This window comes from Pseudomonas sp. G.S.17, assembly GCF_038096165.1.
Lineage (GTDB): Bacteria > Pseudomonadota > Gammaproteobacteria > Pseudomonadales > Pseudomonadaceae > Aquipseudomonas.
In genome coordinates this window covers 2,604,714-2,627,338 of the sequence record NZ_CP151076.1, presented here as the reverse complement: position 1 = coordinate 2,627,338, position 22,625 = coordinate 2,604,714, and the positions used below count along the sequence as shown (strand labels likewise).

Annotated in this window: 22 protein-coding genes; 10 read left to right on the top strand and 12 right to left on the bottom strand. The window is 59.2% G+C overall.

The genetic code is table 11. The annotated features are described in order from the left end of the window. The 3 genes from AABC73_RS12180 to AABC73_RS12170 all read right to left on the bottom strand — a co-directional run bounded on the left by AABC73_RS12180 (nucleotide 1) and on the right by AABC73_RS12170 (nucleotide 3,566). Nucleotides 1-1,005, bottom strand: coding sequence for a succinylglutamate desuccinylase/aspartoacylase family protein (locus tag AABC73_RS12180; RefSeq protein ID WP_341523790.1), 1,005 nt, complete (start codon nucleotides 1,003-1,005; stop codon nucleotides 1-3). Nucleotides 1,006-1,088: 83 nt separating this feature from the next. After that, nucleotides 1,089-2,405: an MFS transporter gene (locus AABC73_RS12175; protein WP_341523789.1), complete on the bottom strand. Its 1,317-nt coding sequence runs from the start codon at nucleotides 2,403-2,405 to the stop codon at nucleotides 1,089-1,091. Between the two features lie 243 nt (nucleotides 2,406-2,648). After that, nucleotides 2,649-3,566 (bottom strand): LysR family transcriptional regulator, encoded by a 918-nt coding sequence (locus tag AABC73_RS12170; protein ID WP_341523788.1) that lies wholly within the window; start codon nucleotides 3,564-3,566, stop codon nucleotides 2,649-2,651. 197 nt (nucleotides 3,567-3,763) lie between these two features. Between AABC73_RS12170 and AABC73_RS12165 the strand changes: the two genes are divergently transcribed. Both AABC73_RS12165 and AABC73_RS12160 read left to right on the top strand, forming a co-directional pair. Continuing rightward, the gene (locus AABC73_RS12165; RefSeq protein WP_341523787.1) at nucleotides 3,764-4,984 is read left to right on the top strand and encodes a putative DNA modification/repair radical SAM protein; all 1,221 of its coding nucleotides are present in this window, start codon (nucleotides 3,764-3,766) and stop codon (nucleotides 4,982-4,984) included. Further along, complete coding sequence (locus AABC73_RS12160) at nucleotides 4,981-5,898, top strand: TIGR03915 family putative DNA repair protein (RefSeq protein ID WP_341523786.1); 918 nt, start codon at nucleotides 4,981-4,983, stop codon at nucleotides 5,896-5,898. Before AABC73_RS12165 ends, AABC73_RS12160 begins: the two co-directional genes overlap by 4 nt. On the opposite strand, the gene AABC73_RS12155 is transcribed toward AABC73_RS12160, so the two are convergent. Next, the gene (locus tag AABC73_RS12155; protein ID WP_341523785.1) at nucleotides 5,888-6,511 is read right to left on the bottom strand and encodes a phage infection protein; all 624 of its coding nucleotides are present in this window, start codon (nucleotides 6,509-6,511) and stop codon (nucleotides 5,888-5,890) included. The two genes, AABC73_RS12160 and AABC73_RS12155, sit on opposite strands and share 11 nt — an antisense overlap. A 774-nt stretch (nucleotides 6,512-7,285) precedes the next feature. On the opposite strand from AABC73_RS12155, the gene AABC73_RS12150 reads away from it, so the two are divergent. After that, nucleotides 7,286-7,576: a transcriptional regulator gene (locus AABC73_RS12150; protein WP_331150445.1), complete on the top strand. Its 291-nt coding sequence runs from the start codon at nucleotides 7,286-7,288 to the stop codon at nucleotides 7,574-7,576. A 47-nt stretch (nucleotides 7,577-7,623) separates the two neighbouring features. On the opposite strand, the gene AABC73_RS12145 is transcribed toward AABC73_RS12150, so the two are convergent. After that, the gene (locus AABC73_RS12145) at nucleotides 7,624-8,466 is read right to left on the bottom strand and encodes a PhzF family phenazine biosynthesis protein (RefSeq protein WP_341523784.1); all 843 of its coding nucleotides are present in this window, start codon (nucleotides 8,464-8,466) and stop codon (nucleotides 7,624-7,626) included. Nucleotides 8,467-8,667: 201 nt separating this feature from the next. Here AABC73_RS12145 and AABC73_RS12140 point away from each other — a divergent pair, with 201 nt between their 5' ends. Together AABC73_RS12140 and AABC73_RS12135 are read left to right on the top strand one after the other, a co-directional pair. After that, the gene (locus AABC73_RS12140) at nucleotides 8,668-9,513 is read left to right on the top strand and encodes an NAD-dependent protein deacetylase (RefSeq protein WP_341523783.1); all 846 of its coding nucleotides are present in this window, start codon (nucleotides 8,668-8,670) and stop codon (nucleotides 9,511-9,513) included. Between the two features lie 251 nt (nucleotides 9,514-9,764). After that, complete coding sequence (locus AABC73_RS12135; RefSeq protein WP_341523782.1) at nucleotides 9,765-10,037, top strand: DUF2790 domain-containing protein; 273 nt, start codon at nucleotides 9,765-9,767, stop codon at nucleotides 10,035-10,037. Between the two features lie 68 nt (nucleotides 10,038-10,105). On the opposite strand, the gene AABC73_RS12130 is transcribed toward AABC73_RS12135, so the two are convergent. After that, nucleotides 10,106-12,469 (bottom strand): DNA polymerase II, encoded by a 2,364-nt coding sequence (locus tag AABC73_RS12130; RefSeq protein ID WP_341523781.1) that lies wholly within the window; start codon nucleotides 12,467-12,469, stop codon nucleotides 10,106-10,108. 217 nt (nucleotides 12,470-12,686) lie between these two features. Between AABC73_RS12130 and AABC73_RS12125 the strand changes: the two genes are divergently transcribed. From AABC73_RS12125 to AABC73_RS12115, 3 genes are all read left to right on the top strand, one after another. Continuing rightward, entirely contained in the window at nucleotides 12,687-12,965 is a 279-nt protein-coding gene (locus AABC73_RS12125; protein ID WP_341523780.1) for a DUF3303 family protein, read from the top strand. Nucleotides 12,966-13,044: 79 nt separating this feature from the next. After that, nucleotides 13,045-14,091, top strand: coding sequence for a class I SAM-dependent methyltransferase (locus AABC73_RS12120; RefSeq protein ID WP_331150439.1), 1,047 nt, complete (start codon nucleotides 13,045-13,047; stop codon nucleotides 14,089-14,091). A 126-nt stretch (nucleotides 14,092-14,217) separates the two neighbouring features. Next, a complete protein-coding gene (locus AABC73_RS12115; protein ID WP_341523779.1) occupies nucleotides 14,218-14,685 on the top strand; it encodes a RidA family protein in 468 nt (155 codons plus the stop codon). Here the strand turns inward: AABC73_RS12115 and AABC73_RS12110 are convergent, their stop codons facing one another. From AABC73_RS12110 to AABC73_RS12085, 6 genes are all read right to left on the bottom strand, one after another. Further along, complete coding sequence (locus AABC73_RS12110; RefSeq protein WP_341523778.1) at nucleotides 14,686-15,081, bottom strand: AraC family transcriptional regulator; 396 nt, start codon at nucleotides 15,079-15,081, stop codon at nucleotides 14,686-14,688. It lies immediately after the preceding gene. A 286-nt stretch (nucleotides 15,082-15,367) separates the two neighbouring features. After that, nucleotides 15,368-16,318 (bottom strand): GlxA family transcriptional regulator, encoded by a 951-nt coding sequence (locus AABC73_RS12105; protein WP_341523777.1) that lies wholly within the window; start codon nucleotides 16,316-16,318, stop codon nucleotides 15,368-15,370. A 169-nt stretch (nucleotides 16,319-16,487) separates the two neighbouring features. Then, entirely contained in the window at nucleotides 16,488-17,042 is a 555-nt protein-coding gene (locus AABC73_RS12100; protein WP_341523776.1) for a DUF4174 domain-containing protein, read from the bottom strand. Between the two features lie 85 nt (nucleotides 17,043-17,127). Beyond that, on the bottom strand, nucleotides 17,128-17,565 hold the full coding sequence (gene arsC / locus AABC73_RS12095; RefSeq protein WP_341523775.1) for an arsenate reductase (glutaredoxin): 438 nt from the start codon (nucleotides 17,563-17,565) through the stop codon (nucleotides 17,128-17,130). Nucleotides 17,566-17,619: 54 nt separating this feature from the next. Continuing rightward, nucleotides 17,620-18,333 (bottom strand): arsenical resistance protein ArsH, encoded by a 714-nt coding sequence (gene arsH, locus AABC73_RS12090; RefSeq protein ID WP_341523774.1) that lies wholly within the window; start codon nucleotides 18,331-18,333, stop codon nucleotides 17,620-17,622. Between the two features lie 12 nt (nucleotides 18,334-18,345). Then, complete coding sequence (locus AABC73_RS12085) at nucleotides 18,346-19,629, bottom strand: arsenic transporter (RefSeq protein WP_341523773.1); 1,284 nt, start codon at nucleotides 19,627-19,629, stop codon at nucleotides 18,346-18,348. Nucleotides 19,630-19,880: 251 nt separating this feature from the next. On the opposite strand from AABC73_RS12085, the gene AABC73_RS12080 reads away from it, so the two are divergent. Beyond that, nucleotides 19,881-20,237: a metalloregulator ArsR/SmtB family transcription factor gene (locus AABC73_RS12080; RefSeq protein ID WP_341523772.1), complete on the top strand. Its 357-nt coding sequence runs from the start codon at nucleotides 19,881-19,883 to the stop codon at nucleotides 20,235-20,237. Between the two features lie 126 nt (nucleotides 20,238-20,363). After that, nucleotides 20,364-22,322, top strand: a complete 1,959-nt coding sequence (locus AABC73_RS12075) for a DNA topoisomerase III (protein ID WP_341523770.1) — start codon at nucleotides 20,364-20,366, stop codon at nucleotides 22,320-22,322. The last annotated feature ends 303 nt before the right edge of the window (nucleotides 22,323-22,625 follow it).

Sequence of the window (22,625 nt, the reverse complement as noted above, 5' to 3'; positions counted from 1 at the left end):
TCAACGCGGCAGATGCAGGGTCGCCGGATCGATCACTTTGGCCAGTCGTACCACCGTGACTCCAGGCCCAAGGTGGCGCAACGAAGGCTGGACCAGCACGCAGTTGTCGTACGGCGTGACGATGTCGCGCTCGCCATCACGGGCGATCACCGTACCGGCGCGCTCGATCAATTCCAGCCCGCGAAAATCCTCGCTGAACGTGAAATCCATGCTGCTGGCGACCACCGGCTCAGTCACCTGCAAGAAGCGCTGGGCAACCGGTTTGTCTGCCGAAAGGAAAGCTGCGACGTCGCCTTCTTCAACAACCTTGGTGGTGATCAGAAAGCGCGCCGCTATATCCAATGCAACGCGCTCGCTGCGCCTGGAGAAGTGCTGGCCGGTTTCGATCAACAAAGCGTTTTTCTTGCTCGCGGCATCATCGAAGCCCTGGTAATCGCGCATACGTTTGCCGTTGGGATGCCCGGCATCAACGATCACTGTTTCCGGCACGCCCAGCGCGGCGGCGAATTCCAGCCCTTTGCTGCGTGCGCCGCTCATCATCACCGGCGCGGCTTCCTCGTGCATCGAGTGAATATCGAGCAGCAAGTCAACGCTGTCGATAATCGGCCGCAGCGCCCGCGCCCGGTTCAGCTCGACGGAGGATTCTGCACCGTCGAGCCGGCCAGGCAGCCAGACCCGATTCATGTCCTCATCGATATAACGGGTCGCGTCGATGTCCTGTGGATTGAAGCGGTTGTAGGCTTCGACGTTGCCGAACGCCAGAGTCAAACGGCCTTTGCGTGGGCGAATGCCAGCGCGCAACAGCGCATCGACGGTGATTGCGCCGCTGACTTCGTTGCCGTGGGTCAGGGCCATGATCATCACGTGGGGGCCGGGCTCGTCGCTGGCAAAACTCTGCACGTAATCAACGCCATCAGTGCCTGTCTTCCATTGGCTGATATCCGGGAACTCGACCTCCATGGGGTACGGTTGCAGCGTTGCGCGAACTTGTTCAAGGGTCTTCATTGCAATCTCCGACAGCCAAAAGCGTGTATCCGCCAACCCCGTTGAGCTGGCATGGAATGATCTTGTTAGGGGTGGGTTGAATATCAGTGCTGGACGGTGCCGCGCATACGGCGGCCCAGAGCCACGACGGCGACCACGCTGATCAGCGCGGTGCCCATGACGTAGAAGCTAGGCGCCAGCTTGCTGCCGGTGGCTTCGATCATCCAGGTCACGATCAGCGGAGCGAAACCGCCGAACAAGGTGACGGAAAAGTTGTAACTCAGGGCCAGCCCCGTGCCGCGAATGCTGGTCGGGAAAATATCCGCCAGCATGGCCGGAATCGGTCCCAGACACGCCGCAATCAACACCCCGACGATGGCCTGGACCAGCAACAACGTGGTTACGGTGGGATAGGTATTGAGCAGGACGAACATCGGGTACGACGACAGGCCGGTGATCAACAGCGCAATGCTCAGCACCCGGAATCGGCCATGGGTATCGGACAGCGTGCCAAACACTGGCGCCATGAACATCAGGGTCACGCCGGTCACCAGGGCGCCCATGTATGAGGAGGTCGCAGCGATGTGCAGCTGTTTGAGGGCGTAGGTCGGCATGTACAGCTTGTGCACGTAGTTGAACGCCGTGGCACCGGCAACGACACCGATGGCCAGCAGCAGGCTGACATGGCCTTTGATCAGCACATCGCGCAGCGGAGTTCTTTTTGGCGAATCGGCGGCTGCGGCGACTTTCTGGAAGTCCGGGGTTTCGTCGATCTGGCTGCGGATGTAGAAACCCACCGGGCCAATCAGCAAACCGATACCGAACGCGACTCTCCAGCCCCAGTCGTTGAGCTGCACGTCGGTCAACACATAACTCAGCAGCGCACTGACGCCAGCGGCCAGAACCGTTGCCAGCCCTTGAGTCGACAACTGCCAGCTGGCGAAGAAGCCCCGGCGCTTGGCATCGGCGTGCTCGACCATAAAGGCCGTCGCCGCGCCGAATTCGCCACCTGTGGAGAAACCTTGCAACATCCGCGCAACGATGATGATCAACGGCGCGGCGACCCCAATCTGCTGGTACGACGGCGTAAAGGTGATCATCGCCGTGCCGATCATCATGATCAGGATCGACATCGTCAGCGAAGCCTTGCGCCCTGCCCGGTCCGCATAGGAACCCAGCACCATCGCGCCCAGCGGACGCATGAGGAAGGAAATACCGAACGAACCGACGCTGAGCAACAGCGACGTGGTTTCGTTATCGGAGGGGAAGAACAGCTTGCCGATGACCACCGCGAAGTAGCCGTAGATCAGCAGGTCATAGAATTCGAGTGCGTTACCAATACTGGCCGCGACAATTTCCTTCCACGGACCTCGCTTTGGCCTGACGATTGAAGCATGCGTTGCAGTGGTTTGAAGTGTCATGAATGAGCCCCGGCTTCTCAGAGGCAAGTGCTCTTGTCGAATGGTCAGGGCGACAATGCACTTGCGATATTTTTATCAGCGGGAGTGTTCGAACAGCTGAAGATGCCTGATTCGTTCACCCTGGGACTAACTTGAATCAACACCTATGCCGGAACAATTGCTGTTTGGGCACATCCTTGAGCCCAATTGGCACGCCGGGCACCGCTGCTGGCTTTCAGCGGCCGCGACGTCACGCAGTTTTTTTCATTTGCCCTCTATCGGTGCATCTTCTGCCAGCCCGCGCCAGATCCTCATCACCTGCTCGGCCTGGTTTGAACGGCGTCGATGCAGGGAAATATCGAATCCGATGGTCAACTCCGGCCCGCCGGCGACCACCAACTCCCCCTCCTGCAACGCGGCCCTGACCACCATGCGCGGCAGCCAGGCCAGACCGTTGCCACGCTTGGCCATCTGCAGGATCGACTCATAGGAATCGGCTTGATAGGTCATGCGCAACGCCAGCCGCTGGGGCAAGCTGGCCAGGTGCTGGGCAAGAACACCGCGCAATGCCAGGGTCGGCGAAAAAGCCAGCCAGGGAACACTCGAAGCGCCGCCATCCGGCGTGATCTGAAAACGCGGTTGGCCGTTGGCATCAGGTGCACTGACCGGGATCATCTCTTCACGGGCCAGAACCAGCGAATCGAACCGTTCGGGATCGATCAGAATCTGGGTCAACGGGCTGGAAAAAATCAGCAGTAAATCCACGTCCCCCGCCGACACTCGACCGATGGCTTCCTGCGAACCGCTGGTGACCAGGGACACCGGGAACGAGCCAAAACGCTGATTGAGCGTCTCGTACCAGTCCGGGAAAAAGTTGCTGGCCAGGGTTCGTCCGGTGGCAATTCGCAGCGGCTCATCACGATTGAGCCCGACACTCTGAAATTGCGCGCGGGCCGCCGTCAGCAGGCCCAGGGATTGGCTGGCAGCCTCGAGAAACAACAGCCCGGCGGGCGTCAGCGACAGCGGTTGTTTACGTTCGATCAAGGGCACACCGAACCAATCCTCCAGCGCCTTGATGCGACGGCCGAAGGCCGGGTGCGTCACGCAACGAATTTCCGCCGCCCGGGACAGACTCCGCGTGCGCGCCAGCTCGATGAAGTCTTCCAGCCATTCCAGTTGCATGGATGATTCCTGTTAAAGATCCGCGGACGGCCGCTGAATCGGGCGTCAGTCCGCGCACATTACCTGCGAATGGCGGCGCAGCGAAGCGCCGTGGGCGTGCGTCGCCTTTCCGACCAGCGTCACGCCGCAGGCGATCCATTCCTTGAAGACGATGCGCCGAGCGATTACTGTATATCCGAACAGTAACGGAGTTTTCCATGCAGCTGATCGACAAGCTCAGCATCCTCGCTGACGCCGCCAAATACGATGCGTCCTGCGCCAGCAGCGGCGCGCCCAAGCGCAGCTCCGAGGGCAAGGCCGGACTGGGTTCCAGCAATGGCATGGGCATCTGTCACAGCTATACGCCGGACGGCCGCTGCGTTTCGTTGCTGAAAATCCTGCTGACCAATTTCTGCCTGTATGACTGCCAATACTGCGTCAACCGCCGCTCAAGCGATGTGCCCCGCGCACGTTTCAGCCCTGCGGAAGTGGTCACCCTGACCCTGGATTTCTACCGGCGCAACTGCGTCAGCGGGCTGTTTCTGAGTTCGGGCATCATTCGCTCGGCGGACTACACCATGGAACAGCTGATCGAAGTCGCCCGGCTGTTGCGCGAAGAGCATCATTTCCGGGGATACATCCATCTCAAGACCATTCCGGACGCTGATCCGCTGCTGATTGAACAGGCCGGCCGCTATGCTGATCGTTTGAGCGTCAATATCGAGTTGCCGACGGACCTGGGCCTCAAGACCCTCGCCCCGGAAAAAGACGTGGCGTCCATCAAGCAAGCCATGAAGACCATTTACACCGGGCAGCAAACCATCCTCAACGAACCGCGTGCGCCGCGTTTCGTGCCGGCCGGACAAAGCACGCAAATGATCGTGGGCGCCGATGACACCGACGACAGCACTATCCTGCACAGCGCCGAATCCCTTTACGGCGACTTTGGCTTGCGGCGCGTCTATTACTCGGCGTTCAGCCCCATCCCCAACAGCCCGAAAAGCGTACCGCTGGCCGCCCCGCCCTTGATGCGTGAGCATCGGTTGTATCAGGCGGACTTCCTGCTGCGCGGCTACGGCTTCAAGGTCAACGAACTGTTCAAGGGGCCGGGGCATCTGGCGCTGGATATCGACCCGAAACTGGCCTGGGCGCTGGCCAATCGAGACGTTTTCCCGCTGGACCTGAATCGCGCCGAAGCCTCACTGATCGCGCGTATTCCGGGGATCGGCATTCGCACCACCAAGCGACTGGTCGAGCTACGTTTGCAGAGGCGGATTCGTTACGAAGACCTGACTCGCCTGCGTTGCGTGCTGGCCAAGGCCAAGCCATTCATCATCACCAGTGATTACCACCCGCCTCAGGCTGAAACCACCAGCGAAATGCTGCATCTGCAACTGCGCGACAAACCGCAACCACAGCAGCTGGGGTTATGGGGATGATCAGCCTGGATTGCGGCAATCTTTTCGAGACCTGGCGGCAGCAAGCACGCTGGCTGCTCAGCCACGAAATCGACCCCAGCAAGGTGAGCTGGTCGTCAGACGTGGCGAAAGACCTGTTTGCCACGGACGAGCATCATCCGCAGCAAGCCGGTCCGTTTCAGGCGCGCATACCCTTGGCGCTGATCGAACTACTGGCCAACGCCGCGTGTTATCGAGGCGAACAACGCTGGAGCCTGTTGTATGAGGTGTTGTGGCGAATCAGCCATGGCGATCGAACAGCGATGCTGGCCGGCGACAAGCTGGGCAGTGAACTGCATCGACGAATCAAACAGGTCAGCCGCGAAGCTCATCATCTGCATGCGTTTTTGCGCTTTGTAGAGTTGCCGCCGTTGGAATTGCCTCTGGAATTGTCGCCGCAGGAGCGATCACGCCTGGAAGCGCTTCGTCCCCAATACGTCGCCTGGCATGAGCCGGCCCACGACATCCTGCACAGCGCCAGCCAGCACTTCATTGGCCGCATGGGGTTGCATCGCTGGATGATTGCCACTCCGGCGGACGGGGTTTACTTCGATGGCAAGCAGCTGACCCATGAACGGGTTTGCCCACCCGCATGGCAGGAACTGGCGCGCAATCCCGAAGATCCTCAGGGCGAACTCTGGCTGACTTACTACCGCAACATCTTCAATCCAGCGCGGCTCAATCCCAAGGTCATGCAAGGACACCTTCCCGCCCGCTTCTGGAAAAACCTACCGGAAGGGCCTTTGATACCCGCCTTGATCAGCGAGGCCAGAACCGGTAAACAACGCGACGGTCAGGCCAGCCAGATTGCGGCAAAGCCTGGCAAACGCATAGCCCGCGGCCCTGATACTGCCAGGGCCGCTGACGCCATTGAGACTTCACAGGTTACTGGTTGATATTGAACTGGTCAGAATAGCTGCCACTCACAAAGCTGGAAGCAACCCGATCAGAACCAATGCCACCGCGAGGCGAATAGGCTAGACGTGCTGCACCCACGTGGTCTGCGCCATCCGCCGCAAGTCGCCCGGCACCGACGTTATCCGAACCATCCGCAGCGACACGGGCTGCACCCACATGATCCGCACCATCCGCCGCAACACGTCCAGCGCCGACGTTATCCGAACCATCTGCCGCAACACGCCCGGCGCCGACGTTATCCGAACCATCCGCCGCCACGCGCCCGGCGCCGACGTTATCCGAACCGTCCGCCGCAACACGAGCGGCACCCACATGATCCGAACCATCCGCCGCAACACGAGCGGCCCCCACATGATCCGAACCGTCCGCAGCAACACGCCCGGCACCGACGTTATCTGAACCGTCCGCAGCGACTCGGGCTGCACCAACGTGGTCGGAGCCGCCTTCCGCTACGCGGGCCGCACCGACATGATCCGCACCATCCGCTGCGACGGGCTGCGCGTCCTCAGCCGATACGTTAGACACGGCAAACGGCATCACAACCGATGCCATTGCCGCAAACACAACGCCTGAAAAAAACCTACGTTTCATGATTCTTCTCCACCACTTGATATGAAAAGGGAATCGACTTCTCTCAGCTAAAGCGCTCGACCGGAGTTCGACTTATTGTTTCTTTCTCTAGGCATTTCGCACAGCGCACCAAACCGGCGCACTGGGAGTTCAATAAAACAGTTAATGCTGCGGGCAACTTGAAATTATAGTTCAACCGCCGATTTTTATTAGGCTGGTCGAACTGTTTTCGCATCGCTATTTGAATGACAGTTCACCCCTTGATAAGTTTTATTTACTGCGCAGTTCCGTTACATGCAGACACTGTTCCAATGCCGACCGCGTCTATGCCACGATAGCGATCAGCGATTGCCTATTCCTGTCAAAGCACTGCAAGAGTGCACGGTTCCTGTTGAGCGCCCTCGATGAGGCACTTGATATCCAGACTATGCAGCGCACTGTGAAATTCTTCAATTATCCATAGGTATGTGTTCCTAACTGACATGTATATATTTCAAGCGCCAGTGCAACACTATCGAGTACTTCATCAGCTCGCTTGCATTGGCGTCGACGGACCACCCCATTGGCGACGTTGATACGCACTAGCAAGCCAGGGAGTCTGGATTATCCAGAAATACTCAATTTTTCAGAAGCTTACTCGCGATAACTGACTAAGCAGAAAACTAAAGACCCTGTCCATCTGCTAAGCTGCTGCGCACAAGGCACGCCTTAGAGCTCTTCAGTCAGAAGGCTTCAGCACCAAGAGAATCCCAAATGGAAGGCATTGGCATCCGGCTAAAATCGGAAAGAAAGAGATTGGATCTTTCCCAGCAGGAGCTAGGAGCCATCGGCGGTATTGAAGCCAATGCCCAGGGACTCTACGAACGAGGCAAACGGTTCCCGAACGCGGGCTACCTGGGCGCGGTCGCCCAGGCCGGCGTCGATGTGCTGTTCGTGATTACCGGCACCCGTAAAGTCCTGGCGCTGGACGCCATCACCGCCGGGGACACCAAGCTGCTCCGGGAGCTGGACGGTTTGCCCGAAGAGGTGCAAGAGGACATCAAACGATTGATCAGCACGCTGTTCATGGCCGATGCCCACGCCTGATTGATGACAACGGCCATCAGTCGCTGTCGCGGCTATTAGCCCGCCGCTTACAGTTCCAGCGTTCCGTCAATGCAGGTCACTGCCTCGCCACCGATCCAGATGTCGTCGCCAACCCGTTCAACATGAACCCGGCCCTGTCGCCCCATGGCAGTTCCCTGGCTGACGACATAGGTATCCGGCGCCAGTCCGGCGCTCAGCAGCCATTGCGCGATTCCCGCGTTGAGACTGCCGGTAACCGGATCTTCCGGCATGCCGTCCCCGGCGATGAATGCGCGGACCTCGAACTGCGCGTCGTCACCATCACGCTGAGGTTCCCAGGGTGCAAAAACGCCGATAGCCAGACCCGCCAGCTGGGCGTAATCAGGTTGCAGCGCCTGCACGGTGGCACGATCCGGCAGGCGCAGCGCCAGCCAACCGGCACCGTTATCGACCCAGCGCGCTTCAAGTATCGCCCCTTCACTCAATCCCATGCCTGAACGGATGCGCTCAAGCAACGTAGCTTCAACCGCTTCCGAACGCAGCAGCGGTGGAGCCGTGAAGCCCAGTTGTGTGCCTTGTCGGCGAATGCGAACCAGGCCGATGCCGCATTCCTGAATGATTTCTTCACCCTTGGGCTGCCCGCCGCTTTCAAGCCAGGCGTGGCAACTGCCCAATGTCGGATGCCCGGCGAAGGGCAGTTCCTGCGTAGTGGTGAAAATCCGCACCCGATAGTCCGCACGCGAATCGACAGGCTCAAGCACAAAGGTGGTTTCGCTCAGGTTGGTCCAGCGGGCGAACGCAGCCATTCGCGCCTCACTCAGCTCATCGGCGCGCAGCACCACAGCCAGCGGGTTGCCGAGCAACGTGTGCTTGCTGAACACATCAATTTGTTTGAAATGGAAACGGCTCATGCAGACGCACCTTGTGCAAACGAAAGAGCCGGAGATTGGCATGCGGACCGGGCAAAGGCCAACCCCTCAGCGGCCAAGCGGGCGCCATAAATGCAGGGTTTCGTTCGCTATCGGCGATAACCCTCGATTAGTATTCCCCTCAACCTGTGCCACTTGCCCGCCCAACGGGTCTTGTATTGCCCAGGCCATCGGAGGCTTCAAATGCTCGACAATCCGTCCCTTTCCCCTGTGGATGCGCTGCGCACGCTCCTGGCTGAAAAGCGCTTCATGGTCTTGACCGGCGCCGGCATCAGCACGCCTTCGGGAATTCCTGATTATCGGGACAGCGACGGCGTACGCCGGGGCAAGGCACCGATGATGTTTACCGAGTTCCTTGCCCTGCCGGATTCGCGTCGTCGCTACTGGGCGCGGGCCATGCTCGGTTGGCCACGAATCCGCAAGGCGCAGCCCAATCCCGCGCATTTCTCTCTGGCGGCCATGCAGCGCGCCGGACACATCGCCGGGCTGATCACCCAGAATGTCGATACGCTGCACGATCAAGCCGGCAGCCACGACGTGATCGAGTTGCATGGCAGCCTGCATCGAGTGTTATGCCTGGACTGCGGCGAGCGCTTTGAGCGTGCGGCGATTCAGTTACTCATGGAAGCCGACAACCATTATCTGCTCGGAGTCGACGCAATCCAGGCACCTGACGGCGATACCTTGCTGGACGCGGCTTTCGAGGCGAATTTTCAGGTCCCCAATTGCCCTCGCTGCGACGGTGACCGGCTCAAGCCGGATGTGGTGTTCTTTGGCGAAAACGTCGCTGCGCCCACTGCGGCCAAGGCGATGGCCAGTGTCGAGCAAGCAGATGGTCTCCTGGTGATTGGTTCGTCATTGATGGCTTATTCCGCATTTCGTCTGTGCAAGGCGATCAATGCTCAGGGCAAACCGCTGGTGGCGATCAATTTTGGCAAAACCCGGGCCGATGAACTGCTGGACCTGAAGATCGAGATGTCCTGTGATGTGTTGCTGCCCGAACTGGCGGCAAGTCTGCTTTCGACTTAAGTCCACTGGACACACATTAGTTACAGTGCGCCGATCCGATCAAACATGCTGAACGCCATCCTATTGTTACGCTTTTGGTAAAGACTGTTTGCACAATGATGGCTACCTCCGCGCAGCTTTTACTTCTACCATGCGCGGCATGACAAATTGACCTGCAAGATTAACCGACTGCTTACAGCAGAGAGTTAATAAAATGTGGGCGCGCAACTTACAACTTTCTCTGTTTTTGAATTAGCCATCAGGAAAATCAAATGAATATCAGAGTCGCGCTCATCGCGATCGCATTCACAGGTGCGAGCGCTCATGCGTTGGCCATGGAAGGCAGCAATGTGGCCAATCCACAGAGCACGCCGGTCGAAGACTATGCCTACGGCGATCACCCGGATATCGCTAAAATTCTCGAAACTTCGGAAGTACCGAATGTATGCGGCCCGGTCTCGGTCGAGATGGCCTATGAAGATTCCAGCGGCCAACGGCACATCATGCGTTACCAGATTGTTGGTAACGGCTGCTCCAACGGCTGACTATTATTGATTAAGTTACTTCGGGCGAGCCGTTAACTTTCCACTCGCCCGCCTACCTATTACTTCGGTCAAAACAAGCCAAGTTGCCCGCCGATTAAAGTGCTGAATTCATTGTTCACAAAAGGCAGGATTGCATCGGCAATCGGTTGCAATTGCCGGGTGACGTAATGGTCGTAGTCGATGGGCGAATGCTGGGTTTCCAGCGGTTCCGGACCGGCCACGGTGATGACGTAACTGATCCAGCCGCCGTTCTGATACTGGCGCGGGCGGTGGTGCAAATCATTGAACTCGTCGGCCAGACGTGCCGCCCGCACATGGGGCGGAACGTTGCGTTCATAGTCCTCGAGGCGCCGCCGCAAGCGTTTGCGGTAGACCAGCAGGTCGTCAAACTCCCCCGCCAGCGTGCTGCGCACGTAGTCACGCACATAATCCTGATACGGCTGGCGATTGAAGATGCGCAGATACAAGGCTTGCTGGAACTGCCGCGCCAGCGGCGACCAGTCGGTGCGTACCGTTTCCAGTCCTTTATAGACCATCTCGTCCGAGCCATCGGCACGCCTGACCAGCCCGGCGTAGCGCTTTTTGCTGCCCTCCTCCGCGCCACGAATAGTCGGCATCAGGAACCGCTTGAAGTGGGTCTCGAATTGCAATTCCAGAGCGCTTTCCAGGCCCAATTCCTCTTGCAAGTGCTCGTGCCACCATTGATTGACCTGACGCACCAGCGTCTGGCCGATCTGCGCCGCGTCCGCTTCGCTGTGGGGGCTTTTCAGCCAGACGAAGGTGGAATCCGTGTCGCCATAGATCACGGTGTAGCCCTGAGCTTCGATCAGCTCGCGAGTTCGGCGCATGATCTCGTGGCCGCGCAAGGTAATCGACGACGCCAGCCGGGTGTCGAAGAAACGGCAGCCGCTTGAGCCGAGCACGCCATAGAACGCATTCATGATGATTTTCAGTGCCTGGGACAACGGCAGATTGTGTTCGCGCTTGGCGGTTTCCCGGCCTTGCCAGACCCGCTCGACGATGGCGGGCAAACAATGCCGCGTGCGCGAAAACCTTGCCCCGCGAAAGCCCGGCACGGAATGCTCATCGTCTGGGTGGCGCATGCCTTCTATCAATCCGACCGGATCAATCAGGAAGGTGCGGATGATCGATGGATAAAGGCTTTTGTAATCCAGAACCAGCACCGACTCGTACAAGCCCGGCTGCGAATCCATGACAAAGCCGCCCGGACTTGCCTCGGGCATGCGCTCGCCCAGATTCGGCGCGACGAAGCCCTGGCGGTGCATCAGCGGGATGTACAGGTGGCAGAATGCAGCGACCGATCCGCCGCTGCGGTCCGCAGGCAGACCCGTCACCGACGCCCGCTCCAGCAAAAACGTCAGCAACTGGGTCTTGGCAAAGATACGCGTGACCAGTTCGCAGTCCTTGAGGTTGTAACGCGCCAACGCAGGCTTGTCCTCGGCGAACATGCGATTGATTTCGTCCATGCGCTGGTAAGGCGTGCTGATCGCCTTGCCTTCGCCGAGCAACGTCTGGGCCACGTTTTCCAGGCTGAACGACGGAAAACTCCAGGTCGCGGAGCGCAGTGCTTCGATGCCATCGATGATCAAGCGCCCGCTGGCATCGGCAAAAAAATGATTATTGCGCGAGCCATGTTCGCGCCAACCCATGGCTTCACCGCCGCGTCCGAGCCGCAATGGCACTTGAAGACGCTGGGCGTGCTCATGCAGCACTCGCAAATCGAACTGCACCACGTTCCAGCCGATGATGGCGTCGGGGTCATGGCGTTCCAGCCACTGATTGAGCCTTTCCAGCAGCAGCTTGCGGGTGTCGCAGTATTCAAGCTGGAAATCCACAAGGCTGTCGTCGCCGTTCGGCGGCTCGAGCATGTACACCTGTCGCTCGCCGCAGCCCTCAAGCGCGATGGAATACAACTCGCCCTTTTCCGTGGTCTCGATATCCAGGGAGACCAGGCGCAAGTTGGGTCGGTAATCCGGGGCGGGCTTGATCTGCGCATCGCACAACGTGCCGCTGGCATCCGCCACGCCGCTGAACTGCACACCGGCGGTGATGAATCGCTCCATCATGTAGCGTTCCGGCGGCCGGATGTCCGCTTCGTAGACATCCACGCCACCCTTGCGCAGGGACTTCTCGAGGTTCATCAGTTGCCGATGCTGCTGGCAGTAGAGGCCAAGCACGGGGCGATGGCGGAAATCACAGAGGCCCAACGGGCGAAGTTCGACGTCGCGTTCGCTGCGCAACACGGCTTCGGCACGCTCGCGATGTTCGGCGGGAATGAAGGCCACTGAAGGTTGATAAGGCAGGCGGATATGCCGAGGACCGTCATCGGTCGCCAGCCAGAACTCGACTTCGGTGCCGGCTGGCGTGTCACGCCAATGCCGGCTCAGGATAAAACCCTGTTGAACATCCACCACCGCAAACCTCAAAAGCCATTCAGGGCGTGATTCTACTTGGCTGCCCGGAAAAAAGATCACCGGTCAGCTCCAGACGCGAAAACGCTGCTATTCCTTACTTTGAAGCAGTCGCTTGAGCACACGACCACGTGGCTTGAGCAGACGCGCGTCGGCCATCACGGCGCCAGCCGGTTGCGCTCAACACTCAGGTGCCGACCTTCTCAGGAGGTGCCTTATGCTGTTTATCGTTAATTGGTCCATCCAGTCGCAAAACCGTAACCGCGCCATCGAGCGCTTCCTCAAGACCGGTGCCGTGGCGCCCGCAGGCGTGACCATGCTCGGTCGCTGGCATGCCGTGGGCGGCATGACGGGTTTTGGTATTGCAGAGACCGACGACATCGCCCTGATCCAGAAATGGGTTTTGCAATGGAGTGATCTGCTGACCATGGAAGTGCATCCAGCGCTGACCGACGAGCAGGCGGCGCCACTGCTGGCAGCTGCGCTCAGAGAGTAACCATCGAAAACGCCGCTGCCACCCACGGGTGCCTTATCCGGCATCCACGGGCAGCGGTGATTACAGAGGAGGACAGACCATGGATGAGGCAAAACTCGGTGAATTCATGGGTAAGCTGGTCTACGACATGGGCGCAGCGGCAATCGTTGCCAACATGATTCTTGGTGAAGAACTCGGGCTGTATCAGGCCATGGCCGATAGCGCGTTCGTGACCCCGGAAGCGCTGGCCAGCAAGACTGGCTGCAATGCGCGCCTGGTTCGCGAATGGCTCAGTGCCCAGGCAGCGTCCGGCTACGTGGAGCATCGTGACGGCCAGTTCCGCCTGCCCGAAGAGCAGGCGCTGGTGCTCGGAACCGAAGACTCGCCGGTGTACATGACCGGTGGTGCGGCGGTGGTCGCGGCGCTGTTTCATGACAAGGACAAAATGGTTGCCGCCATGCGCGGTGATGGCGCACTGCCTTGGGGCGACCATCATCCCTGCATGTTCAGCGGTACGGAGCGGTTTTTCAGGCCGGGCTACCGCGCGCATCTGGTGGCCGACTGGCTGCCGGCGCTGGACGGTGTTGTCGAGAAACTCCAGGCGGGCGGCAAGGTCGCCGACATCGGCTGCGGCCACGGAGCTTCCACGGTGATCATGGCTCAGGCGTTTCCGGCCTCGACGTTTATCGGTTTCGACTACCACGCGCCGTCCATTGATACCGCAACGCAACGTGCCGAACAGGCGGGCGTCGGCGACCGGGCCCGCTTCCAGCAAGGCTCTGCCAAGGACTTCCCCGGTAACGACTACGATCTGATCTGCTACTTCGATTGCCTGCATGACATGGGCGACCCGGTCGGTGCCGCCCGGCATGCTTATGAGACATTGCGTGACGATGGCACAGTGCTGCTCGTAGAACCGTTTGCCCAGGATCATCTGGATGAAAACCTGACGCCGGTGGGACGGCTGTATTACGCCGCGTCGACCTTCATCTGCACGCCGAACTCGCTTTCACAGGAGGTAGGACTTGGTCTCGGCGCCCAGGCTGGCGAGGGGCGATTGCGCGATGTGCTGACCCAGGCGGGATTCACTCGCTTTCGCCGTGCCGCTGAAACCCCGTTCAACCTGATTATCGAAGCCCGCAAGTAGGTCTCAGGCCGTGCACAAGGCGCCGAACATTCGGCGCCTTGTGCTGGCTCAGGCAAATGGCCGCTACTGCGCGATCACGATATAGTCGAGCCCATTCGTTTCCTCAACCGCAGCGCAGGATGCCCGATGTCAGCAGACGCCCGTTTCAGACAAACAGCCGAAGAGTTGGGTTACAGCTTCGACGGAGAAATCAAGATCGGCGGCAATTACGTCCCGATCGTTCGCCATCAGAACGAGCTGTACATCAGCGGCCAGATTCCCCGAGTCGGTGACACAATTGTGGTGACCGGCCGCGCTGGCGCCGATATCAGCCTCGCCCAAGCGCAACTGGCGGCGAAAATCTGCGCCATGCGCGCCTTGGCCCTGCTGCGGCGCAGCCTGGGCTCGCTGGATGAGGTCAAACGTCTGCTGCGCATGAATCTGTACGTGCAATGCGCCGAGAATTTTACCCAGCAAAGCGAAGTCGCCGATGGCGCGTCCGAGGTTCTGTTTTTCGTGCTGGGTGACGCGGGGGCTCACACGCGCAGCTCGATTGGCGTTTACCAGTTGCCGAAAAATGCCACGGTAGAACTCGACCTGATCGCGGCGATTTAATCAGGCAACAACTGCGGCGAGTGCCTGAAATCGCCAGATTGCCGGGTTGGTGCCGGCGGTCTTGGTGAACATGTGGGAAAAATGCGCCTGATCAAAAAAGCCGCATTCGGCACTGATTTGCGTCAGGGTCAGGCTGGAATGCTGGATCAGTTGCTGCGCCTGAGCAATCCGCTGATGGCGAATCCAGTCCTGGGGCGACAGGCCGGTGCTGCGCTTGAACGCCCGGGAAAAGTGGCTGCGCGACAGGGAACATGACTGTGCAAGCTGCGGCACGGAAATTTTCCTGCTCAAGTCAGCCTGGATCTGCTGCTTGACCAGGTCCAGTCGCCACGGAGCCAGGCCGCCGGTGACTGCCGAAGCGCCGGGTTGCGCTGCGTCCAAGTGTTCGTTTTCCATGAGTGTTACCCCTGCGAAGATATCCCTGAATATCTTCGCAGCCACCACCGGGTAAACAAGACGCCTGAAAGGAGCGTAACGGCCAATGCGGTGCGTAATAGAGCCACCGGGATCAAACGCGGACTGTTGGAGCGAGGCGTGCCCGCGAACCGGAAATCCAGTCGCCACATTTATCGCCTGAGTGGATGCCTTCGCGAACAAGTTCGCTCCCACACAGACTGCACAGGGGCCGCGGTATTGCGGTGAGACCGGGTTTTAGCCTCGCTCCAACGACAACAGTGGTGCACTAACCAAATTGCTGACGATACTGAGTCGGCGTCAGCCCCAGCCGTTCGCTGAACAAGTGGCTCATATGCCGCACGCTGCCAAAACCGCTGCGGTGGGCGATGGTCTTCAAAGGCAGCGCCGTGGTTTCCAGCAGGCTGCGGGCCTTGTCGATCCGGGCGTTCTGAATGAACTCCATGGGCGTCATCTTCACTTCCCGAACGAACACCCGGGAAAAGTGCCGCGCGCTCATCGCGGACATTGCTGCCATGCGCTCGATGGAGAACTCTTCTTCCAGGTGTTCGAGCAGGTAATTCTGCATGCGAGTAATCGGCGAATCCTGGCTCGCCACTGCGGCCACCAGCGGGCTGAACTGCGCCTGCCCGCCTTGGCGGGTCATCACCACCAGCAGCACTTTGGCCACGTCCAGAGCGACTTTCTTGCCATGGTCCTGGGAAACAATCGCCAATGCCAGGTCGATTCCGGCGGTGACGCCCCCTGACGTGATCAAACGGCGATCCCTGATATAGATTTCGTCGGTCGTCACCTGTGCCGCAGGGAAACCACTGATCAGTCTTTCCGTGTAATGCCAGTGCGTGGTCACGCGATGGCCGTCCAGCAAGCCGGCATGACCCAATATGAACGCGCCGGTGCAGATCGAGCCATACAACCCGGACCGTTGCGCAGCCTCGCTCAGCCAGGCAAACAGGTCGGGATTTCTATCGTTATAAGCGCCGGGACCACCTGGTACGAGCAGCAGGTCGTAGCTTTTCGATGCCGCATCGATGGATATATCGGGCTGCACCGAAACGCCATTAGAGGCGCGAATGGCTGACGACCGGGTACCGATGGTAGTGAGCTGGTAATGGTTATCGACGTGCAGATAACGGTTGGCGATGGAGAACACCTCGATTGGCCCGGCCATATCAAGGAGCAGGAAGTCGGGGAACAGGACAATTGCAACGGTTTTCATAGGCACTTGATTTAGGCACTTGATCGCTTGAAACGGAGTTCGAACGGGATCGGTAAACTCCGATCCCCACTCAGAATGATGGATTTATTCCCATCACCCAAGCCCGAAGCATCGTTTTAGCTACAGACGGCACATTCCTGCCCGATCACCCAGCCCATGTTTGGCGCAATCAGTCTTCCAGCGCCTTGGCCGGAGCGCCTTTCGCCGTCTTGCCTGCTTTCTCTGCCTTGCCCGGTTTGGCTTCGGGTGCCGGGGCCGAAACCGCAGGCGCCGCAAAGTTTTTTTCCTCAGCGGGAAGCTCATCGATGGTGGTGAATATTTCCTTGGGACCCACAGGCCCAAGTTTGTCGATTTTCTTCTCGCCGTCCTTGCCGACCAGAATCACCTTGGTACCGGTGCTAGCGCCAAGCTTGAGTTCGCGAATCAACGCCATGGTGGTCTGCGCATCCAGATTCTTCCCGTCGCGCTGGCCGATCGTATTGACCACCGTATACAGAACCATGTTGCGCTCGGCGAAAGCTTTTTGATTCTCCGGCTCGCCCAGGGCTTTTTTCAGGCTGACCAACGTCGGGTCCACAGTACTTGGGGCGATGATGATCAGTGGCCGGGTACGACCGCGCTCCTGCCCCAAAGGGGTGTCGTTGTCGGCACCTGCTTTTTCAGCAGCGAACAAGGGACCCGCACAGGCGAGCAACGTGGCGATGGTCAGTGACCGGATAAACATAACTGGCTCCTTTGAAATCCACGCGCTGAGACTAAACGCTGAACTTTTGACGCATATTCCGAGGTTTTGTTCTAAACGGTATAGCTCAATCCCGGCCCGGCCAGACCCTTTTGCCCTGCTCATCGATAATTACCTGTCCATCTTCCTTGCTGAAAGCGCCCTGCTGCGGTTGCGGCAGGATATCCAGCACCACTTCGGACGGCCGGCAGAGCCGCACCCCCAAAAGCGTGACCACGATGGGCCGATTGATCAGGATGGGGTGCTGCAGCATGGCATCGATCAGCTGTTCGTCGTCAAGGTCAGGATTGCCAAGCCCCAGTGTTTCGTAGGGTGTGCCCTTGATACGAATCACGTCGCGCACGGCGACTCCCATCGCCGCAATCAAACCTTGCAGAGTTTGCCGTGACGGTGGGGTATTCAGATATTCAATGACTTGCGGTTCGACACCGCTGTTACGAATCAGCGCCAGCGTATTGCGCGACGTGGCGCACTGCGGGTTGTGATAAATCGTGATATCGCTCATGAAATGCCTCGTCTCCATCGCGCGCGCGAGCTGAATCGCGCCACGCATTGCCAACTAGATAGAAGATTGATTGACGCGCCGGGAAAGCTCTTCGGCGGATTCCTTGCGTTCAGAATAGCGATCCACCAGGAATTCCTGACGCTCGCGCAAAATCCAGGTGAACTTCACCAACTCCTCCATGACATCCACCAATCGATCATAAAACGACGAAGGTTTCATTCGACCCTGCTCGTCGAATTCCAGGAAAGCCTTGGGCACCGACGACTGGTTGGGGATCGTGAACATACGCATCCAGCGGCCCAACACCCGCAGCTGATTGACCACATTGAAAGACTGCGAACCGCCGCAGACCTGCATCACGGCAAGGGTCTTGCCTTGCGTGGGCCGGACCGCGCCCATGGCCAGCGGGACCCAATCGATTTGCGCCTTGAACACCGCACTCATGGCGCCGTGCCGCTCGGGTGAACACCAGACCTGCCCCTCGGACCAGACCATCAGTTCGCGCAATTGCTGAACCTTTGGATGGCTGTCCGGCGCGTCATCGGGCATGGGTAGCCCCGACGGATCGAATACCTTGGTCTCGGCCCCGAAATGCTCCAGCAAACGCGCGGCCTCTTCGACCATCAGGCGGCTGAAGGAGCGCTCCCGATTCGATCCATACAACAGCAGAATGCGTGGCTTGTGGCGCCACTGCGCTTTATCACTCTGTTCAACCAACGATGGATCGCTGATCAATGCTGAATCGAGATTGGGCAGTAAATCGTCCATACGTCCTCCTGTTTAGAAACCAAGCCTGATAGCCAGCGCCGCCAGCGTCGCGGCCAGCACTGGAACGGTAATCACCACACCGACCCGAAAGTAATAACCCCAAGTGATACGGATATTCTTGCGGGCCAGTACGTGCAGCCATAACAACGTGGCCAGGCTACCAATTGGGGTTATTTTCGGGCCCAGGTCGCAGCCGATTACATTGGCGTAAACCATGGCCTGGCGAATGACATCCGTGGAATCAGTGGCCTGGATCGACAGCGCGCCAATCAGCACGGTGGGCATATTGTTCATGATCGAAGACAGGATAGCGGTCAGGAAACCGGTGCCGAACGCGGCTCCCCAGACACCGTGCCCGGCAAACACATTCAAGATCCGAGTGACGTAATCACTCAACCCGGCATTGCTGAGGCCGTAAACCACCAGGTACATGCCCAGAGAAAAAATCACCACCTGCCAGGGCGCTTCTCTGAGCACTTTGCCGGTGGCGATGGCATGGCCCCGGGCGGCAATCACATAGAGCAACAAGGCGCAGCTCGCCGCCACAGCACTGATGGGCACGCCCAACGGGTCACCCACGAAAAAGCCTGCAAGCAGCAGGAGCAGAACCCACCAGCCCGCCACGAACGTCGCGCGATCGACAATGGCCTCTTGAGGCTGCTTGAGTTGCGACACGTCGTAGGTTGCGGGGATTTCCTTGCGAAAGAACCACAGCAGCATCAGCAACGTGGCGGCGATGCTGACCAGATCCACAGGCAGCATGACCGATGCGTACTCGCCGAACTCCAGATGGAAATAGTCAGCCGAAACGATATTCACCAGATTCGACACCACCAACGGCAGGCTGGCCGTGTCCGCAATAAACCCCGCGGCCATGACAAACGCCAGGGTGGCGGCAGGCGAAAAGCGCAGCGCCGTGAGCATGGCAATGACGATGGGCGTCAGGATCAGTGCGGCCCCGTCATTGGCAAACAACGCCGACACAGCGGCACCCAGGACAATGATGAAAGCAAACAAGCGCCGCCCTCGCCCTTTGCCCCAACGCGCCACGTGCAACGCCGCCCACTCGAAAAAGCCCGCTTCATCGAGCAACAGACTGATGACGATGACCGCTATAAAGGTTGCCGTTGCATTCCAGACGATGTTCCACACCACCGGAATATCGCCGAGCCCGACCACGCCGGTGGCAAGGGCAACCAGTGCGCCGGCTGCGGCGCTCCAGCCCACGCCGAGACCTTTGGGTTGCCAGATGACAAAGATGATCGTCGCCAGAAAAATCAGTGATGCCGTCAGCATGGAATGTGCTCAATGCGCGTCGCGGGAATTGATGAACAGGGCCTCAACGACCGTGGCCCGATGACAGGCGATCATATTTGATAATTCATATATACGGAAATACAGATGTAGTCACCACGAGGAAGATCAGCAATCTTCATGGCGACTTTTCAAAGCAACGCTGCTCAGGCGCCATGAGTTCATAGACAAAATCGTATATTTGCCAAAGTACATCCTTTAAAGTTCGGCCATTGATTGATACCGAGACTGCGATGGCCGATCACCTGACCCCCACCACTGTTTTCAAATGCCTGGCGGATGAAAACCGTATCCGCATGATGCTGCTGATCACCGGCGAGCAGGAACTCTGCGTGTGCGAACTGACCTGCGCGCTGAACCAGAGCCAACCCAAGGTTTCCCGCAATCTTGCCGTGCTTCGCGAGTGCGGGCTGCTGGCGGATCGCCGCCAGGGTCAGTGGGTGTATTACCGCTTGCATCCGAACCTTCCGGACTGGGTAAGCGAGGTGTTGCGCACGACGCTCAATGCCAATAAACACTGGCTGACGCCGGACTCCGGACGCCTCTGCGCCATGGGTAATCGTCCGGAGCGCGCGGCTGCCTGCTGCTGATCAACGCACTGTGCTGCGGCAACGTCCCACAACTTTTATCTGTATATCCATACAGATAAAGGTTGCCCAAAACCTCATCACTGCGCATGCTGTACACCTTCGAGAAGCGTGAAAACGACGGTGTTTATGCGGCTGTTCCTGTGTGAAAAACCTTCCCAAGCCAAAGACATTGCTGCGGTACTCGGTGCGAGCCGGCGTGGCGATGGTTGCTGGGTGGGGCCAAACGCGACAGTCACCTGGTGCATCGGTCATCTTCTGGAAACCGCTCCGCCGGATGCCTACGACGCCCGCTACAAACGCTGGGTACTCGAAGACCTGCCGATCATTCCGGAAAAATGGAAAATGCTGGTCAAGCCGCGCACTGCCAGTCAATTCAAGGCAGTCAAACGCTTGCTGGGGGAAGCCTCGGAGCTGGTCATCGCCACTGACGCCGACCGGGAAGGCGAGATGATCGCCCGGGAACTGGTCGACCACTGCCGTTATCGCGGGCCGATCCAGCGCTTGTGGCTGTCGGCACTGGACGACGCGTCGATTCGCAAGGCATTGGCCGCTCTCAAGCCCGGCGCCGAAACCTTCAGCCTGTATCACTCGGCGCTTGGACGGTCGCGGGCTGACTGGCTGATCGGCATGAACATGAGTCGCCTGTTCACCCTCCTCGGCCGCCAGTCAGGTTATCAAGGCGTATTGCCAGTAGGCCGGGTGCAAACGCCTACCCTGCGGCTGGTGGTGGATCGCGACCGAAGCATTGCCGACTTCGTCCCGGTCGCCTTCTGGGCCATTGACGTCCAGCTGGAGCATCAAGGCCAGACCTTCACCGCGCAATGGCGCGCGGATCCCGACGTTTGCGATGATCAGGACCGCTGCCTGAACCAGTCGATTGCGCAACAGGCCGCCGCCAGCATGAGCGAGGCGACCAGCGCGCGCCTGATCAAGCTGCGAACCGAACGAGTACGCGAAGCAGCACCCCTGCCCTTCGACCTCGGCACCCTGCAGGAAATCTGCTCGAAAAAACTCGGCCTTGGTGCACAGGAAACCCTGGACATCGCCCAGGCCCTGTATGAAACCCACAAGGTCATCACCTATCCACGCAGCGATTGCGGTTTCCTGCCCCTGAGCCAGCACAGCGAAGCGCCGGCGATCCTCGCTGCATTGGGCCGCGCTGATCCAGCGTTGAGCGACTTGCTCCCGCATCTGGACCCGAGTCGGCGCTCACGGGCGTGGAACGACGCCAAGGTCAGCGCTCACCACGGCATCATTCCCACTGCGGCAGTCCGGGATCTCGGGCGTCTGGTGGGCAAGCAGCGGGCGGTCTACACCTTGATTCGGGCGCGCTATCTGGCACAGTTTCTACCCAACCACGAATACGATCGCACCCAGGCCGACTTTGATTGCGCCGGGCAAGCACTGCGCGCGGTGGGCAAACAGATTGTCGAACCTGGCTGGAAGCGCGCCTTGCCCGAAGCACTTGCCCCCGCCAAGGGCCGCGAAGCCCCCGCTCCGCAACCACTGCCAGCATTGACCCAGGGCTGCGACTGCGCGGTTGCCAAGGTCAACCTCAAGGATTTGTGGACGCAGCCGCCCAAGCCGTTCACCGAAGGCGATCTGATCAAGGCGATGAAAAACGTCGCCCGGCTGGTTGAAGATCCGCTGCTCAAGCAAAAGCTCAAGGACACCACCGGCATTGGCACTGAAGCGACCCGCGCCGGGATCATCCAGGGTTTGCTCGACCGTGGTTATCTGGTCAAGCACGGCAAGGCGCTGGCCGCTACTGCCGCCGCCTTCGGCCTGATCGATGCGGTGCCGCGCGCCATCGCCGACCCCGGCACCACGGCCATTTGGGAGCAGGCGCTGGACATGGTGCAAAGCGGCGAGATGAGTCTGGAAGAGTTCGTCGCCAAACAGAGCGCCTGGATGAGCAAGCAGGTGACCCGCTGCCTGGGCCTGCGCCTGACCATCAGCGGATCCGCGAGTCCCGCCGCAGGCGCGACACCCTGGAAGAACAAGCGCAAGACCGGGAAACGTAAAGCATCGACGCCGACGACGGGTAAGAAACGGCGCGTTGCCGGGGCTGCCAGCAAGACATGAATCAGGAGTAGGATGCGAGTATGTTCAATCACTTGCATGGAGTTGACGTTCACTTGAATCGCCAGTTCAATGGCTGGCCCTGACTGTTACAAGCCCCTCATGTGCGGCATCTCCAAAGGACGAGGAGAACGATTTTCCTGGCCTCGTTTGCCAGACTTCAGCGTGGTGATGGCCCTGGCCCCCCGATGATCTGACGACGAAGCCTGTTGCCCGCCCGGCTTTCGGCGAAACACGCGACCGCGCCGGGCACTCATTATCAGATACCGCTGGGTCGAAAAGCCTCAGCGGTGTCCTTTCAAGGAA

Bases quoted from the DNA above. Each gene is read 5' to 3' on its own strand.
- AABC73_RS12180 (WP_341523790.1), bottom strand. From the start codon at position 1,005: ATGAAGACCCTTGAACAAGTTCGCGCAACGCTGCAACCGTACCCCATG.
- AABC73_RS12175 (WP_341523789.1), bottom strand. From the start codon at position 2,405: ATGACACTTCAAACCACTGCAACGCATGCTTCAATCGTCAGGCCAAAG.
- AABC73_RS12170 (WP_341523788.1), bottom strand. From the start codon at position 3,566: ATGCAACTGGAATGGCTGGAAGACTTCATCGAGCTGGCGCGCACGCGG.
- AABC73_RS12165 (WP_341523787.1), top strand. From the start codon at position 3,764: ATGCAGCTGATCGACAAGCTCAGCATCCTCGCTGACGCCGCCAAATAC.
- AABC73_RS12160 (WP_341523786.1), top strand. From the start codon at position 4,981: ATGATCAGCCTGGATTGCGGCAATCTTTTCGAGACCTGGCGGCAGCAA.
- AABC73_RS12155 (WP_341523785.1), bottom strand. From the start codon at position 6,511: ATGAAACGTAGGTTTTTTTCAGGCGTTGTGTTTGCGGCAATGGCATCG.
- AABC73_RS12145 (WP_341523784.1), bottom strand. From the start codon at position 8,466: ATGAGCCGTTTCCATTTCAAACAAATTGATGTGTTCAGCAAGCACACG.
- AABC73_RS12140 (WP_341523783.1), top strand. From the start codon at position 8,668: ATGCTCGACAATCCGTCCCTTTCCCCTGTGGATGCGCTGCGCACGCTC.
- AABC73_RS12135 (WP_341523782.1), top strand. From the start codon at position 9,765: ATGAATATCAGAGTCGCGCTCATCGCGATCGCATTCACAGGTGCGAGC.
- AABC73_RS12125 (WP_341523780.1), top strand. From the start codon at position 12,687: ATGCTGTTTATCGTTAATTGGTCCATCCAGTCGCAAAACCGTAACCGC.
- AABC73_RS12120 (WP_331150439.1), top strand. From the start codon at position 13,045: ATGGATGAGGCAAAACTCGGTGAATTCATGGGTAAGCTGGTCTACGAC.
- AABC73_RS12115 (WP_341523779.1), top strand. From the start codon at position 14,218: ATGTCAGCAGACGCCCGTTTCAGACAAACAGCCGAAGAGTTGGGTTAC.
- AABC73_RS12110 (WP_341523778.1), bottom strand. From the start codon at position 15,081: ATGGAAAACGAACACTTGGACGCAGCGCAACCCGGCGCTTCGGCAGTC.
- AABC73_RS12105 (WP_341523777.1), bottom strand. From the start codon at position 16,318: ATGAAAACCGTTGCAATTGTCCTGTTCCCCGACTTCCTGCTCCTTGAT.
- AABC73_RS12100 (WP_341523776.1), bottom strand. From the start codon at position 17,042: ATGTTTATCCGGTCACTGACCATCGCCACGTTGCTCGCCTGTGCGGGT.
- arsC (WP_341523775.1), bottom strand. From the start codon at position 17,565: ATGAGCGATATCACGATTTATCACAACCCGCAGTGCGCCACGTCGCGC.
- arsH (WP_341523774.1), bottom strand. From the start codon at position 18,333: ATGGACGATTTACTGCCCAATCTCGATTCAGCATTGATCAGCGATCCA.
- AABC73_RS12085 (WP_341523773.1), bottom strand. From the start codon at position 19,629: ATGCTGACGGCATCACTGATTTTTCTGGCGACGATCATCTTTGTCATC.
- AABC73_RS12080 (WP_341523772.1), top strand. From the start codon at position 19,881: ATGGCCGATCACCTGACCCCCACCACTGTTTTCAAATGCCTGGCGGAT.
- AABC73_RS12075 (WP_341523770.1), top strand. From the start codon at position 20,364: ATGCGGCTGTTCCTGTGTGAAAAACCTTCCCAAGCCAAAGACATTGCT.